The organism is Streptomyces sp. NPDC050703 (genome assembly GCF_040654435.1).
Classification (GTDB): Bacteria; Actinomycetota; Actinomycetes; order Streptomycetales; family Streptomycetaceae; genus Streptomyces.
The window spans coordinates 33985-47424 of record NZ_JBFAHX010000025.1 but is presented as its reverse complement, the minus strand read 5'-3'; the positions used below and the strand labels follow the sequence as shown (position 1 = coordinate 47424).

Annotated in this window: 7 protein-coding genes; 2 read left to right on the top strand and 5 right to left on the bottom strand. The window is 73.1% G+C overall.

Translation table 11 applies throughout. The features are described from left to right. Positions 1-37 precede the first annotated feature (37 nt). Both AB0I16_RS22760 and AB0I16_RS22755 read right to left on the bottom strand, forming a co-directional pair. On the bottom strand, positions 38-547 hold the full coding sequence (locus AB0I16_RS22760) for a flavin reductase family protein (RefSeq protein WP_363251311.1): 510 nt from the start codon (positions 545-547) through the stop codon (positions 38-40). 3 nt (positions 548-550) lie between these two features. Then, positions 551-1654 (bottom strand): DUF6421 family protein, encoded by a 1104-nt coding sequence (locus AB0I16_RS22755; RefSeq protein ID WP_363251310.1) that lies wholly within the window; start codon positions 1652-1654, stop codon positions 551-553. Positions 1655-1878: 224 nt separating this feature from the next. Between AB0I16_RS22755 and AB0I16_RS22750 the strand changes: the two genes are divergently transcribed. After that, a complete protein-coding gene (locus AB0I16_RS22750; RefSeq protein WP_363251309.1) occupies positions 1879-2082 on the top strand; it encodes an MbtH family NRPS accessory protein in 204 nt (67 codons plus the stop codon). A 1-nt stretch (position 2083) separates the two neighbouring features. Next, complete coding sequence (locus AB0I16_RS22745; RefSeq protein ID WP_363251308.1) at positions 2084-2887, top strand: alpha/beta fold hydrolase; 804 nt, start codon at positions 2084-2086, stop codon at positions 2885-2887. A 64-nt stretch (positions 2888-2951) separates the two neighbouring features. Here the strand turns inward: AB0I16_RS22745 and AB0I16_RS22740 are convergent, their stop codons facing one another. From AB0I16_RS22740 to AB0I16_RS22730, 3 genes are read right to left on the bottom strand one after another with little or no spacing between them, the layout of a single operon-like run. Continuing rightward, positions 2952-7634: an amino acid adenylation domain-containing protein gene (locus AB0I16_RS22740; RefSeq protein ID WP_363251307.1), complete on the bottom strand. Its 4683-nt coding sequence runs from the start codon at positions 7632-7634 to the stop codon at positions 2952-2954. Between the two features lie 11 nt (positions 7635-7645). Further along, positions 7646-10264: a MupA/Atu3671 family FMN-dependent luciferase-like monooxygenase gene (locus tag AB0I16_RS22735; RefSeq protein ID WP_363251306.1), complete on the bottom strand. Its 2619-nt coding sequence runs from the start codon at positions 10262-10264 to the stop codon at positions 7646-7648. Beyond that, entirely contained in the window at positions 10261-13422 is a 3162-nt protein-coding gene (locus tag AB0I16_RS22730; RefSeq protein ID WP_363251305.1) for a beta-ketoacyl synthase N-terminal-like domain-containing protein, read from the bottom strand. Before AB0I16_RS22730 ends, AB0I16_RS22735 begins: the two co-directional genes overlap by 4 nt. Positions 13423-13440 lie beyond the last annotated feature (18 nt).

The following is a 13440-nucleotide window of genomic DNA, read 5'->3' as shown; positions in this document are numbered from 1 at the left end:
TCGGGATGCTGTGCCGGCGCCGCGGGACGGGCGGGGCTCAGCCGTACGGTTGGGGACGGTGGAAGGCGCGGCGGTACCAGGTCAGCGGACGTGCCTCCGGCCGGAGCCTGACGTCCGTCAGCTCGCCGATGAGCAGGTCGTGGTCGCCGACCGGTATCACCTGCCGGCGCGTGCACCGGTACAGCGCGTGCGCGTCGGTGATCACGGGCAGTTCGGAGCCCGGCAGCGTGGAGATCCCCTCACCCGCGAAGCGGTCGATGTCGCGGGTGGAGAAGCGCGTGGCGAGGTGGTGCTGGTCGTCGCCGAGGACGTTGATGACGAACTGCGGGGCGCGGGTCAGCGCGCCGTGGCAGCTCGACGTCCTGGCCACGGCCACCGAGACGAGCGGCGGGTCCAGGGACACGCCGGTCACGGTGCTCGCGGTGAGCCCCCGGTTCTCGCCGTCCGCGCGCGTGGTGACGACGCAGACCGGCACCGCGAGCAGGGACATCGCCTCGCGGTAGTCCTGCGCGCTGACTGCTGTACGTCGCTGTGCGGGCACCGTCACGAGTCACACACCGAGCCGCTGCTTGATCTCGGCGAAGTACGGGATGTGCTGGTAGTCGCCCGCCTCGCTGTCGAAGACCGTGTAGGCGTTGGTGAATTCGAGGAGCTGCTTCTTGACCGCGTCCACGGGTTCGGTGTGGATGCGGCTCTCGATGGCCTGGATCTCCTCAAGGAAGGCGGCCAGCACGACGGGCAGGTCGGCGGTGAGGGTGATCCGTCCGCCGGAGAGACGGATTCCCTTGTGCTCCGAGAGGTAGTTGAACAGGAGCTGTGAGGCCACCGCGTCGTAGTTGGGGCGGGGGATTCCCTCGACGGCGTAGCGGAGCAGCCGCTCCGCGAGGATGAACTCGTAGGCCGCCATGGCCTCGGCGCGCGGCAGGTTCTCGTCGTGCAGGCAGGCGAGCATTCCCGATACGTCGACGCGCAGCTCCTCAAGCCCCGCGAGCGGCTTCATCTTCTTCGAAGAGAGGAAGTCGGGAATGGGCATGTCGCCCTGCCGGTGGTGGTATTCGTGCAGTCGCACCCACCAGGACGCGGCCTGTTCCACCTTTGCGTCGGAAGCCCCCTGCATACGCGGGAAACTGCCGGGTTCCATGACGGCGTCAATCATTTTGCGGGTTATTCGATTGTGCCGCTCGACGAACTTGTCCACGAAGTAGAAGATGAGGTCTTCCGGTTTCTGGATGCCGTCGATGTGGTTTTCGGGGAAGAGCGCGACGACCACTCGTGAATGGAATCCCTTGGTCGCCCCCGCGATGTTCACGGGCATGGTGTTGCTCGCGTACCTGTCGGCCAGGTAAGGATCGGTCGGCAGTGTTTCGTAGGTCAGGTAGTCCAGGCTCAGTCTGGGGAAGTAGGAGGCGTCGAAGAGCGAGAATATGTGGTTGTCCCTGCGGGTGTTGATGTGCTCCTTGACGGCTTCGAGGCGGTTCCCCTCCTTGAAGGAGCGTATGTCCTCCAACAGTGCCTGAACTGCGGGAAGACCACGCAGGGTGCGGCTGCTCCCCAGCTTCGCGGCGAGCTCCGCAAGGGTCCGTCCGTCCCGGAAGAGCGCACGCTCCGGGAGGGTCTCCCGGATCTCGTGGACCTCGGAGAATACCTCGTCCATTTCTTTCGTCCCCTCGTTGGTGTGGTGCAGCAGGGCGGAGTGCCGGTGTGAGTCTAAGGATCGACCGGCCCGATCTCAATGAATTTCGGACAGCACTTCGAGGACCCGTGGAAATGTGTGCGGACTGCCCGCGGAGCCTTGCCGATCGAGGACGGCGCTGTTAGCTTCTAGCCCAAGATCGGCTGCGTTTGGCGGCCGAATCCCTGGTCTAACTGGAGGCTCATATGAGCGAGCAGGACCTGTTTTCCGTGGTGCTCAATGACGAGGAACAGTATTCGGTCTGGCCGCACGGCAAGGATATACCGGACGGCTGGCGCGCGGAGGGCAAGACCGGCACGAAGGAAGAATGCCTCGGTCACATCGCGGAGGTGTGGACCGACATGCGGCCGCTGAGCCTGCGCCGCGCGATGGAGACGCAGGGCCAGTGACATGGAGGGCACCGCGAAAGACAGAAAAGACAAGAAGGCCAAGAAGGACCGGCTGATCGCCTACCGGCGTGCGGGGAGCGAGTCGGCCACCCGGCTGTTCTTCCTGCCCTACGCCGGCAAGGGCGCGTCCGGCTACCGGGAGATCGCGGACAGCTTCGGCCCCGAGGTCGAGCCCGTCCTGCTGCAGACCCCGGGCCGCGAGAACCGCCTCGCCGAACCGGCCGTGGACGACATCGACGCGCTGGTGACCCAGCTCGCCACCGCGCTCCGCGGCCACCTCGACGTGCCGTTCGCGCTCTTCGGGCACAGCATGGGCTCGCTGGTCGCCTTCGAGCTCGCGGCCCGCCTGGAGCGGACCGAACCGGGGCTTCCCGGGCCGGTCGCCCTCTTCGTGTCGGCGGAGAGTGCCCCGCATCTTCTCGTCCCTCCAGAGGTCACCGACGAACAGCTCACCGACGAGCAGTTCCTCGCCGATCCGACGCGTGTGCGGGAGAACAGCCCGCTCAGGACCGACCCGCTCTTCCTCGAACTGATGCTGCCGAGCTACCGGGCGGACTGCAGGCTCGTCGAGCGCTACGCCGCCAGGGAGAGCCACACCTCGGTGAGCTGCCCGATCTCCGCGTTCACCGGCGAGTACGACGAGGTCGTCCCGCCGGAGTCCGTGGCCGGCTGGAAGCAGCACACCAGCGACCGGTTCCGGTTGCGGATGCTGCCGAGCGGCGAGGAGGCGTTCTTCGAGCCGGAGTCCTTCCCGCTGATCACCGCGGGCGTCGAGAGCGACCTGCGGGCCGCCCGGCAGTCCTGAGACGGCCGCCCCGGCCGGTGGGAGAGGCACGCGGCCCCTCCCACCGGCCCCGGCGCCGTCCGCGCTAGCCGAGGAGATCGCCCACCTTCCGGTCCTCGCTCCCCGTCAACCGGTCGAGGGCCGTCGCCAGTTCGGCCGCCAGCTCCCGCACCACCGGCTCATCGGCCCGCGCCTCGTCATAGATCATGGCGAGCCGCAACGGCTTGACGTCCACCGAGGCGATGAGCGCGGCACCCGTCCTGGAGAACCCGGCCGTTCCGACCACCCGCAGCCCGCCCGCCGGCACGTCCTGGAACTTGTGCGGGTAGTTGTGGATGATCAGCAGGGTGTCCCAGAGGGCACCGGGCCCTCCGGCCCGCTCCTGGAGGACCCCCAGGTCGGCCGTGGACAGCTCCTTGCTCCGGGCGCCCCGCCGCTGAAGCTCCGCCAGCCAGTCGGACACCGGCTGCCCGGGGTCGAGCCGGAGCCCGGACGGCAGCGTGCTGATCATCAGGCCCAGCATCCGCTCCACCCCGTGGACCTCGGCCTCGCGGGCGGAGAAGACCTGGCCGTACCTGACGTCGTGGGTGCCCGTACGCCGTGCGAGCACGGTCGCCCACGCCGCCTCCATCAGCGTGCCGAGCGTCAGGCCGCGCTCCCGCGCGAACGCCTCGGCCCGCTGCGGGAGCGGGAAGCGCAGCTCCCGGTACGGCTCAGGGGACGGCCCCACCTCCGGTGGGAACACCGTCCTCGGGGACAGCCCGCTCAGCTGTTCCTCCCACAGCAGCTCCGCCGACGCCCGCTGCCGGGCGGCGAGCCAGTCGACGTAGCTGCTGAAGCACTCGCGGGGCTCGTCCCGCGGCTCGGGGCGGTCGTCGCGTACCGCCGCGTGCAGGTCGAGCAGCTCGTCGTAGAGCTGGGCGAAGCTCCAGCCGTCGAGCAGCACGTTGTGCCGGGTCCACACCAGGGCCCAGCGGCGCTCGCCGAGCTTCAGGACCGTCATGCGGCTCAACTGCTCCGCCTCGGGCGGGAAGCCCGTGCGCCACTCCGCTTCCAGCAGTTCGCGGCGCCCGCGCTCCTGCTCCTTTGCGGAGTACGCGCTCCAGTCCTCGTGGCGGAAGGACGGCTCGGCCGCGGGATGCACCGTCTGCTCGCACCGCTCCGGCAGTTCGTGCAGCGTGACCGAGGTCCGGAGCACCGGGTTGCGTTCGACCAGGTGCCGGAAGGCGGTGCGCATCGCCGCCGGGTCGAGGTCGCCCTCGACGAGCAGCTCGGCGGGCACGATGTACGCGCCGCGGCCGGGGGCCAGCGCCGCCTCGCGCAGCATCTCGCGCTGGAGCGGCGTCAGCGGGAAGCGGCTGCGGCTGCCCGCGGGCACGGGCGCCGGACCGCTCCCGCCGTCCTTCTGGGCGGCGGCCGTGGCCGCGAGCGCGGCGAGCGTCGGGTGCCGGAACAGCTCGGGGACCGTCACCTCGATGCCCGCCCTGCGCGCCCGCGCGACCATCTGGATGCCCAGGATGGAGTCGCCGCCCAGCTCGAAGAAGCTGTCCTCGCGGTGAATGCGGTCGACGCCGAGCACCTCGGCCCAGGTGGCCGCGAGCATCAGCTCACGCGCCCCGAGCGGCGGCGTCGCGCCGGCGGAGTCCCCCGCCGCGGGCCGCGGCCGCTCCGGCGCGGGCAGGGCGCCCCGGTCCAGCTTGCCGCTGGACAGCGTCGGCAGACCGCCGGGCAGTTCCACGTACGCGGTGGGCACCGCGAACTCGGGCAGCCGGGCCGCGAGATGGTCCCGCAGCTCCCGTTCGCCGCCCGCCGGGCCGCCGCTGTAGTACGCGACGAGCCGCGGCCCGCCGTTGCCCTCGGCCGTCACGACCGCCGCCTCGCGGACCGCGGGGTGGGCCAGCAGCGCGGCCTCCGCCTCGCCCGGCTCCACCCGGACGCCCCGGATCTTGACCTGCCGGTCGACGCGGTCCACGTACTCCAGGGCGCCGTCGGGCCGCCAGCGCGCCCGGTCGCCGGTGCGGTAGAGCCGCCCGCCCGCCGCGCCGAAGGGGTCGGGGACGAACCGCTCGGCGGTCGTGCCGGGCCGCCCGCGGTAGCCGCGGGCCAGTTGGACGCCGCCCAGGTACAGCTCGCCGGGGACGCCGATCGGCTGGGGGCGCATCCGCTCGTCCAGGACGTAGCAGGTGGTGTTGGCCACGGGCCCGCCGATGGCCACGGACGCCGGCCGCGCGGGCACCGGCCAGCACGTGACGTCCACGGCCGCCTCGGTCGGCCCGTAGGCGTTGAACAGCCGTGCCCGCGGCAGGACGTGCCGCGCCCGCGCGGCCAGCGCCGGGTCGAGCGTCTCGCCGCCGCTGAACAGCACCCGCAGCCCGGTGCACCGCGCCGCCTCGGGCTCCTCGACGAAGTGCCGGAGCAGCGAGGGGACGAAGTGCGCCACCGTGACGCCGTGTTCGGTGATCAGCCGGGTCAGCTCGCTGAAGTCGCGGTGCCCTTCCGCGCTCGGCAGCACCACCGTCGCGCCCATGTGCAGCGGACCGAACAGCTCCCAGACCGCGTAGTCGAAGGTGGGCACGGCGTTCTGGAGGACCACGTCCGAGGCGCCGAGACCGCAGTCACGCCGCATCCAGCGGAGCCGGTTGACGACGGCGCGGTGGGAGACCATGACGCCCTTGGGCGTACCGGTGGAGCCGGAGGTGTAGAGGACGTAGGCGAGGTTGCCGGGGCGGGCGCGGCCCGCTCCCGGCGCCACCCGGCGGCCGTCGACGCGCCGGGCGCCCGCGGCGTCCACCAGGAGCGCCGCGCCCGCGTCGGACGCCATGAACTCCCTGCGCCGGTCCGGCCAGTCGGGCCCGAGCGGAAGGTAGGCGCCGCCCGCCTTCAGCACGGCGAGCAGGGTGGTCAGGAGCCGTGGCGAGCGTTCGAGGCAGACCGCGACCACGGTCTCCGGGCCCGCGCCGAGGTCGCGCAGCTCGGCGGCCAGCGCCTCCGCCGCGGCGTCCAGCTCGGCGTAGCTGATCCCGCGGCCGGCGCTGATGACCGCGGTGCGGTCGGGCGTCGCCCTGGCCCGCTCCTCGAACAGCTCGTGGACGCAGAGGTCGGGGCCGAGGTCCGCCGCGGTGTCGTTCCAGCCGTGCAGCACCTGCCGCAGCTCGGCCGCGGGGACGGTGTCGAGGGCGGAGAGCGCGCGGTCGGGGGCGGTCGCCACCGCGCTCAGCAGCGTGCCGAACCGGTCCGCGAAGCGGCGTACCGTCGCCTCGTCGAAGAGGGCCGTGGCGTACTCGACGTCCACGAGCAGCTCCTCGGGCGCCTCCCACACGTACAGGCTGAAGTCGTACGTGGCGTGCCGGCGCGGCACCGGGAAGTAGACGCCCGTGACCTCGCCCAGGTCGGCGCGGATGGCGGGCGGCGTCGGCTGGGAGACGAGCGTGGTGGTGAACAGCGGGGGCCGTGAGCCGTCCCGCCGGATGTCCAGTGCGCTGAGCACCCGGCCGAACGGCACGTCGCTGTGCGCCATCGCGCCGAACCCGGCCTGCCGGGTGCGGTCGAGCAGTTCGCGGAAGGTGGGGTCGCCGCCGAGGTCGCCGCGGAAGGGCACCATGTTGACCAGCGCGCCCACCATCCGTTCGAGGCCGGGCCGCGACCGCGAGGTCACCGGCGAACCGACCACCACGTCCTCGCTCCCCGCCCAGCGGCCGAGGAGCACCTGGAACGCGGCCATCAGCACCGTGAAGCGCGTCGCCCGCTGCTCGCGCGCCAGGGCGTCGAGGCCGTCCCGCACCCCGGCGGGCACGGAGAAGCGGAACCTGCGCCCCGAGGTGTCGCGCACCTCGGCCCGCGGCCGGTCGAGCGGCAGCTCCAGATCGGACGCACCCGCCAGCTGATCGCGCCAATAGGCGAGTTGCGTCTCCAGGTCCAGGCTCTGCTGCTGGAGGGTGTACCGCGCGTACGAAGGGGCGTCGCCCGGCGGCTCGCGGTCCGCGTAGAGGTCGGCCAGCTCCGCGCAGAGCACCTCCATCGTCGGCCCGTCGGCGACGATGTGGTGGGAGTACAGCAGGAAGACGTGGTCGGTGGGGGAGAACCGCACGAGGTGCGGGCGCAGCAGCGGACCGGCGGCCAGGTCGAAGGGTTCGGCAAGCCGGTCGAGGGCGTAGGCGCGCACCTCGTCCTCGTCCCCGGCGTCACACCGCACCACCGTCGGCGGTGCCGCCGCGCCGGCGGGCCGGATCACCTGGGACGGGCGGCCGTCGGGACCGGCGGGGAAGCAGGTGCGCAGCGCCTCGTGCCGCTCCACGATCCTGTCGACGGCCGACTGGAGCCGCGCGGCGTCCAGCGGCCCGCTCAGGCGCAGGGAGAGCAGCTCGGTGTAGGCGAGGTTGCCCGGGGCGACCTGCTCGGCGACCCACTGGGCCTCCTGCTCAGGGGAGAGCGGCAGCTCCTCCGGCACGGCCTCCGCCTCCACCTCCGCCGCGTGCGCGGCCGGCGCGGGCAGCTTCGCCACGGCCTCGACCAGGGCGTCGCTGAACTCATCCAGCTCGGGATGGAAGAAGAGCAGCGTGAGCGGCAGCTCCTCGCCGAACCTGCCGCGCAGGTCGGCCATGAGCCGTGCGCCGCCGACCGAGTCGCCGCCCAGCTCGAAGAAGTCGGCGTCCTCGGCGAGCCCGGTCGTGCCCAGCTCCTTCTCCCAGGCGCTGACGGCGGCGGCCCTGACGTCCGCGTCCGCGGTGCCGCCGGATGCGGACCCGGGCGGTGTGGACTGCGTGTCCATGGAGTCCTTCCTCATCGGCGGTCCTGCGGGGGGCCCTCGGAGCCGAGGTGGGCCTCCAGCTGGTCCACGTCGACGTGGTAGCGGGTGGCGGAGGTGCCGGGGAGGTCACCGATGCGGGTGTCCGGGTCGGCGACGGCCGCGGCGAGCATGGTGGCGAACGTCTCGATGCCCTCGACGACCGTGTCGTGGTCGAACAGGTCCGTGGCGTACTCGAACCGCCCGAAGGCGCCGAGCCTGCTGTCCCACAGCGTCAGCGTGCTGTCGTACAGGGAGGTCTGCGGGTCGGTGTCGATGGGGTTGAGCTGGAGCCCGGACATCTCGAACGGGTCGTTCCAGGGCAGGAAGAGGTAGCGGAGCCGGAACAGCGGGGTCCAGGAGATGTCGCGGTGCGGGGCGAGCCGGTCGATCAGCGACTGGTAGGGCGCCTCCGCGTGGGACAGCGCGCCCGAGACCGTCCGGCGCACGTCGGCGAGGGCGTCGCGGAAGGTCTGCTCGGGGCGCAGCCGGGTGCGCAGCAGCATCGGCCGGAGCAGCAGCCCGAGCAGGTTGTCGGGCGTGCGGTCGCGGTTGGCGGTCGGGGAGCCGAGCACCAGGTCGCTCTCGCCCGTCGTCCGTCCCAGCGAGGCGGCGAGCGCGGTGTAGGCCGTCATGAACGGCGTGACACGCGCGGCCCTGCTGAGCGCGTTGAGCCGAGCGGTGGTCTCGTCGGGGAACAGCATCCAGGCGCGGTGGCCCTCGAACGTCGGTACGGCCGGGCGCTGACCGCCCAGCGACTCCTTCAGGGGGAAGGTCGCCGGGTCGGGTGCGCCCGCGAGCTGCTTGTCCCAGTACGCCAGTTGGTCGTCCAGGAGCCCGTCGCGCAGCCGGGCGCGCTCCTGCTCGGCGAAGACGCGGTAGGGGACGGGCCGCGGCAGGTCGGGGGTGCGGCCCCGCAGCAGCGCCCCGTAGACGGTGAACAGCTCCTTGAGGAAGACGGTGAACGACACCCAGTCGGTGACCATGTGGTTCTTGACCGCCGCGAGCTGGAACTCCTCGGCGCCCAGCGCGATCAGCGCGAGCCGCACCGGGGGCAGGCCGTCGGCGAAGGGCCGCCGGGCCAGTTCGGTGCGCACGGCACGCGCCGCGCGCACCCGCTCGGCCGGGGGCACGTCGGTGACGTCGTACCGCTCCAGGACCACGGGGAACTCGCCGGGCGCCCCGATCCGCTGGAAGGGCTCACCGCCCGCCGACTCACCGAAGGCCGTGCGCAGCACCTCGTGCCTGCCGACCACCGTGCGCAGCGCCTCTTCGAGCAGCTCGGGCCTGAGCGGGCCGCGGATGCGCAGGCCGGTGGTCACGTAGTTGGCGGGCCCCGGCGGCAGGGCCTTCTGCATCCGGTGCATCCGCTCCTGGTCGATGCCGAGCGGGGCGGTGGTGACCGGGGAGGTGACGGACGGGGCGACGAGGGAGGCGGCGCCGGCGGCGGGCCCGGCCGCGTAAGCCTCCTGCACGCCCGCGAGCAGGTCGATGCTCCGCTGCGCCTGTTCGAGCGGTACGCCGAAGTCCACCAGGCAGGCCGCCTCGTCGACGCCGATCTCCGCGAGGCGGTCGAGCAGCGGGCGCACGGTGCGCGGCGAGCCGATCAGCGCGGTCTGGTGGGCGTAGCGCTCGTACGCGAAGTCGAGCTGCGCCTCGATGTCGGCACCGCCCGCCTCCGCGCCGGAACCGCCGATCATGTCGCTCTGCTGCCCCAGGTAGCCGCGCAGGTACTCGCGCAGCGGCTCACGGCAGCGCTCGCGCGCGGCGGTCGCGTCCTCCTCCAGATAGGTGTGGAGCATGACGCTGACGATTCCGGCGCCGGGGTCGTGGCCGTGGGCGGCGCGCTCCGCGCGGTACAGCGCGATGTTGGCGGCCAGCCGGTCGGTCTCGGTGCCGATGAGCCCGGTCAGGACGTTCGCGCCGAGCCTGCCCGCCTGCGCGTAGGTGTCGGCGTTGCCGGACGCGGTGATCCAGAAGGGGAGTTCACGGGTCACCGGGCGCGGATAGAGGGTGGGAGTGATCTCCGTGCCCTCGGGCCCGGGGAACGACACCTCCTCACCGCGCCACAGCTTCTGCACCACCGGGATGGTGTCCCAGGTGTACTGGCGGCGGTCCGCGTACTTCTCCGGGTCGATGACGAAGTCGGTGCCGTGCCAGCCGGTGGCGAAGGAGATGCCGGCCCGGCCGCCGGAGAGGTTGTCGATGACCGACCAGTCCTCGACCACGCGCACCGGGTGGTGCAGCGGCAGCACCAGGCTCCCGGCCCGGATCTGGACGTTCTCCGTCGCGGACGCCAGCGCGGCGCCCAGGACGGAGGGGTTGGGGTAGATGCCGCCGAAGTCGTGGAAGTGCCGCTCGGGCGTCCACACCGCGGCGAAGCCGAGCCGGTCGGCCTGGCGTGCCGTCTCCATCAGGAAGCGGTACGGCTGCTCCTTGTCCCCCGCGGTGTTGGCGAAGTAGAAGAGGCCGAACCGCAGCGGGCGCCGGGGCGGCGCGTCGGCGGCCGCACGGGCGCGCAGCCGCTCGGTGAGCGCGGCCCGCTGTTCGGGCGAGAGGGCGGCGAGCCGGTCCCGCAGCGCGCTCTTGGCGTCCTCGTGTCCGGACGGGGTCATGCCGTCACTCCTTCCGCGCCGCCGGTGCCGAGCAGCCCGAGGAGGTCGTCCTCCGGGAGCCCTTCCAGCTGGGCCAACAGTTCGTCGAGTCCGTCGAGTCCGTCGAGTCCGTCGAGTTCGTCGGGCTCGGGGGGAGCGGCGTCCGCGGCACCCCGGCTGCCGCCGTCGATGAGCGCGGCCAGTTCGGACACCTGCGGCGCCTCGAAGAGGTAGCGCACGGGGAAGTCGCTGTTCAGCTGCTTGCGCAGCCGGTGCACGAGCTCCGCGGCGAGCAGCGAGGTGCCGCCGAGGCCGAAGAAGTCGTCGTCGAGGGCGATGTCGTCGACGCCGAAGGCCTCGACGAAGGCGGCCCGCACGATCTCCTCGGTACGGCTGCCGGGCCCGGTGGGCGCCGCCGGCTCCGGCGGAGCCGGGACGGCCTCCGTGGCGTCGGCAGCGCCGGAGGACACGGCCGCCGCCTGCCCGCGGGCCGGTGCGTCGAGCCAGTAGCGGTCCCTGGCGAAGGGGTAGCCGGGCAGTTCGGCGTGGCCGCGCCGCTCCCCGGCGTAGTACGCGGCCCAGTCGATCTCGGCACCGGCCTCCCACGCCTGGCCGAGCGCGCCGAGGAGTTGGGCGTCCGGCGCCGCGCCGCCGGTCAGCGGGAGCGAGGCGATGGGCGCGTGCCGCAGGGTGCGCAGATGCCTGCGGGCCAGCTCCGACATGCCCTTGCCCGCGCCGACCTCCACGAAGAGGGTGTCCTGCCGGGCGGCCATGAGGTCCACCCCGGCACCGAAGCGGACCGTGCCGCGCGCCTGCGCCGACCAGTACCCCGGGTCGCACGCCTGCTCGGCGGTGATCGGCTTCCCCGTCAGACAGGAGACGAACGGCGTCGCGGGCTCGCGCAGGCGCACGGCGCGCACCTCGCGCTCGAACGCGGCCAGCATCGGGTCGAGCATCGCCGAGTGGAAGGCGTGCGAGGTGTGCAGCAGCCTGCACTGCACGCCGCGCGCGACCAGGCCGCCGCGCAGCTCCTCGATGGCCTCCCGCGTCCCCGAGAGGACGCACTGGCGCGGCCCGTTGACCGCGGCGAGGTCGACGCCCCCGGCCCGCGCCTGCGCCGCGGCCTCGTCCTCGGGCAGCGCCACGGCGAGCATGCTCCCCCGCGGCAGCGCGGCCATCAAACGGCCGCGGGCGGCCACCAGGCGCAGCGCCTCGGGCAGGTCGAAGACACCGGCCAGGCAGGCGGCGACGTACTCGCCGATGCTGTGCCCGGCCATCGCCCGCGGGGCGAGACCCCACTCCTGCCACTGCCGGGCCAGCGCGTAGGAGAACGCGAACAGCGCGGGCTGGGCCTTGTCGGTGCTGTTCAGGGCGTCCGCGTCGGCGGCCGGGTCGAGCAGGAGGTCCCGCAGCTCCACACCCTCGCCGCGCAGCAGCTCCAGGCAGGTGTCGAGCTCCTGGCGGAAGCGCGGCGCCACCTGGTGCAGGCCCGCGGCCATGCCGGGCCGCTGGGCACCCTGCCCGGGGAAGAGGAACACCGGCGACGGCGGCTCACCGGCGACCCTGACGCGCCGGGTGTCCACGTCCCGCAGGCGCGCCCCGGCCTCATCGGCGTCGGCGGCGACCACGGCGAGCCGGTGCGGAAGCAGCCGCCGCCCGGTGGCCAGGGTGTGGGCCGCGTCCGCCAGCCGGCCCGTGGCCTCGTCCGGCTCGTCGAGCGCGTCGGCGACACGCAGCCGCCAGCGTTCGAGGGCATCCTCGTCGACCGCGGAGAGGACGAGCAGTTCACGCCCGCGCGGCGTCGGGGTGCCGGTGGCCGGGGCGGGGGCCTGCTCCACGACGACGTGGGCGTTGGTGCCGCCGACCCCGAAGGAGCTGACCCCGGCCCGCCGCGGGGTGTCCCCGGCCGGCCACACCGTGCTCTCGGCCGGCACGTAGAAGGGGGAGTCCTCCAGCTCAAGCAGCGGGTTCGGCTTCTCGAAGTACGGGCTCGGCGGGATGACGCCGTCCCGCACGGCCAATGCCGCGCGGATCAGTCCGGCGACACCGGCCGCCGCGTCCAGGTGGCCGATGGTGGCCTTCGCGGAGCCGAGCGCGACCCGCCGGCCCGCCCGATCCCCGTCGTCGGCACCCGCCGTCACGCCGTAGGCGCTGCGCAGCGCCTCGATCTCGATGGGGTCGCCGATCCGGGTGCCGGTGCCGTGCGTCTCGACGTACCCGACGGTGTGGGGCGCCACGTCGCCCAGCGCCATCGCGTCGCGGACCGCGGCGGCCTGGCCCTCGACGCTGGGCGCGGTGAAGCCGACCTTGGCCGCGCCGTCGTTGTTGATGGCCGAACCGCGGATCACCGCGTACACCCTGCGGCCCTCGGCCACGGCGTCGTCGTAGCGCTGGAGCAGCACCGCGCCCGCGCCGCTGCCGCCGACGGTGCCCTCGGCGCGGTGGTCGAAGGGGCGGCAGTGCCCGTCGGGGGAGCCGATGCTGCCTTCCTTGTAGAGGTAGCCGACGCGGTGGGGCAGTTCGACGGTGGAACCGCCCGCCAGCGCGATGTCGCTCTCGTGCGAGAGCAGGCTCTGCACGGCCAGGTGCACGGCGACCAGCGACGCGGAGCAGGCAGTTTGCACGCTGACCGCGGGACCGCGCAGACCGAGGCGGTAACTGGCGGCGGTGGCGAGGAAGTCCTTGTCGTTGAGGATGCGCCCTTCGAGCATGTTGAGCGAACCGCCGAGCGCGGGCACCGCGTTCAGCCACAGGTAGCGGGTCATGCCGGCCGCGCCGAACACGGCGGCGCGCCCGCGGTAGCGGTCCGGGTCGCAGCCCGCGTCCTCCAGCGCCTCCCAGGCGCACTCCAGGAAGATCCGGACCTGCGGGTCCATCAGACGGGCCTCGCGCGGCGTGTAGCCGAACGCCTTGGCGTCGAACCGGTCGTAACCCTCCAGGGGCATGCCCGACCGTACGTAGTCCGGGTCGTCGACGAGCGCGGGGTCCTCGCCCGCGGCGATCAGCTCGTCGCGGCCGTACTCCACGAGCGCCTCGGTGCCCGCCACGGCCCGCCGCCAGAACGCGGGGACGCTGTCGCTGCCCGGGAAGCGACCGGCCATGCCCACGATCGCGATCAGGTCCTCGGTGTCCGTCGCGTCCGTGGTGTCGACGCCCACCGCGTCCGTCCGATCCGTCATCTCTCCCATGTCTCCCCC

Excerpts from the sequence above, each read along its gene's own strand:
- AB0I16_RS22755 (WP_363251310.1), bottom strand. The coding sequence starts at position 1,654 with ATGGACGAGGTATTCTCCGAGGTCCACGAGATCCGGGAGACCCTCCCG.
- AB0I16_RS22750 (WP_363251309.1), top strand. The coding sequence starts at position 1,879 with ATGAGCGAGCAGGACCTGTTTTCCGTGGTGCTCAATGACGAGGAACAG.
- AB0I16_RS22745 (WP_363251308.1), top strand. The coding sequence starts at position 2,084 with ATGGAGGGCACCGCGAAAGACAGAAAAGACAAGAAGGCCAAGAAGGAC.
- AB0I16_RS22740 (WP_363251307.1), bottom strand. The coding sequence starts at position 7,634 with ATGGACACGCAGTCCACACCGCCCGGGTCCGCATCCGGCGGCACCGCG.
- AB0I16_RS22735 (WP_363251306.1), bottom strand. The coding sequence starts at position 10,264 with ATGACCCCGTCCGGACACGAGGACGCCAAGAGCGCGCTGCGGGACCGG.
- AB0I16_RS22730 (WP_363251305.1), bottom strand. The coding sequence starts at position 13,422 with ATGACGGATCGGACGGACGCGGTGGGCGTCGACACCACGGACGCGACG.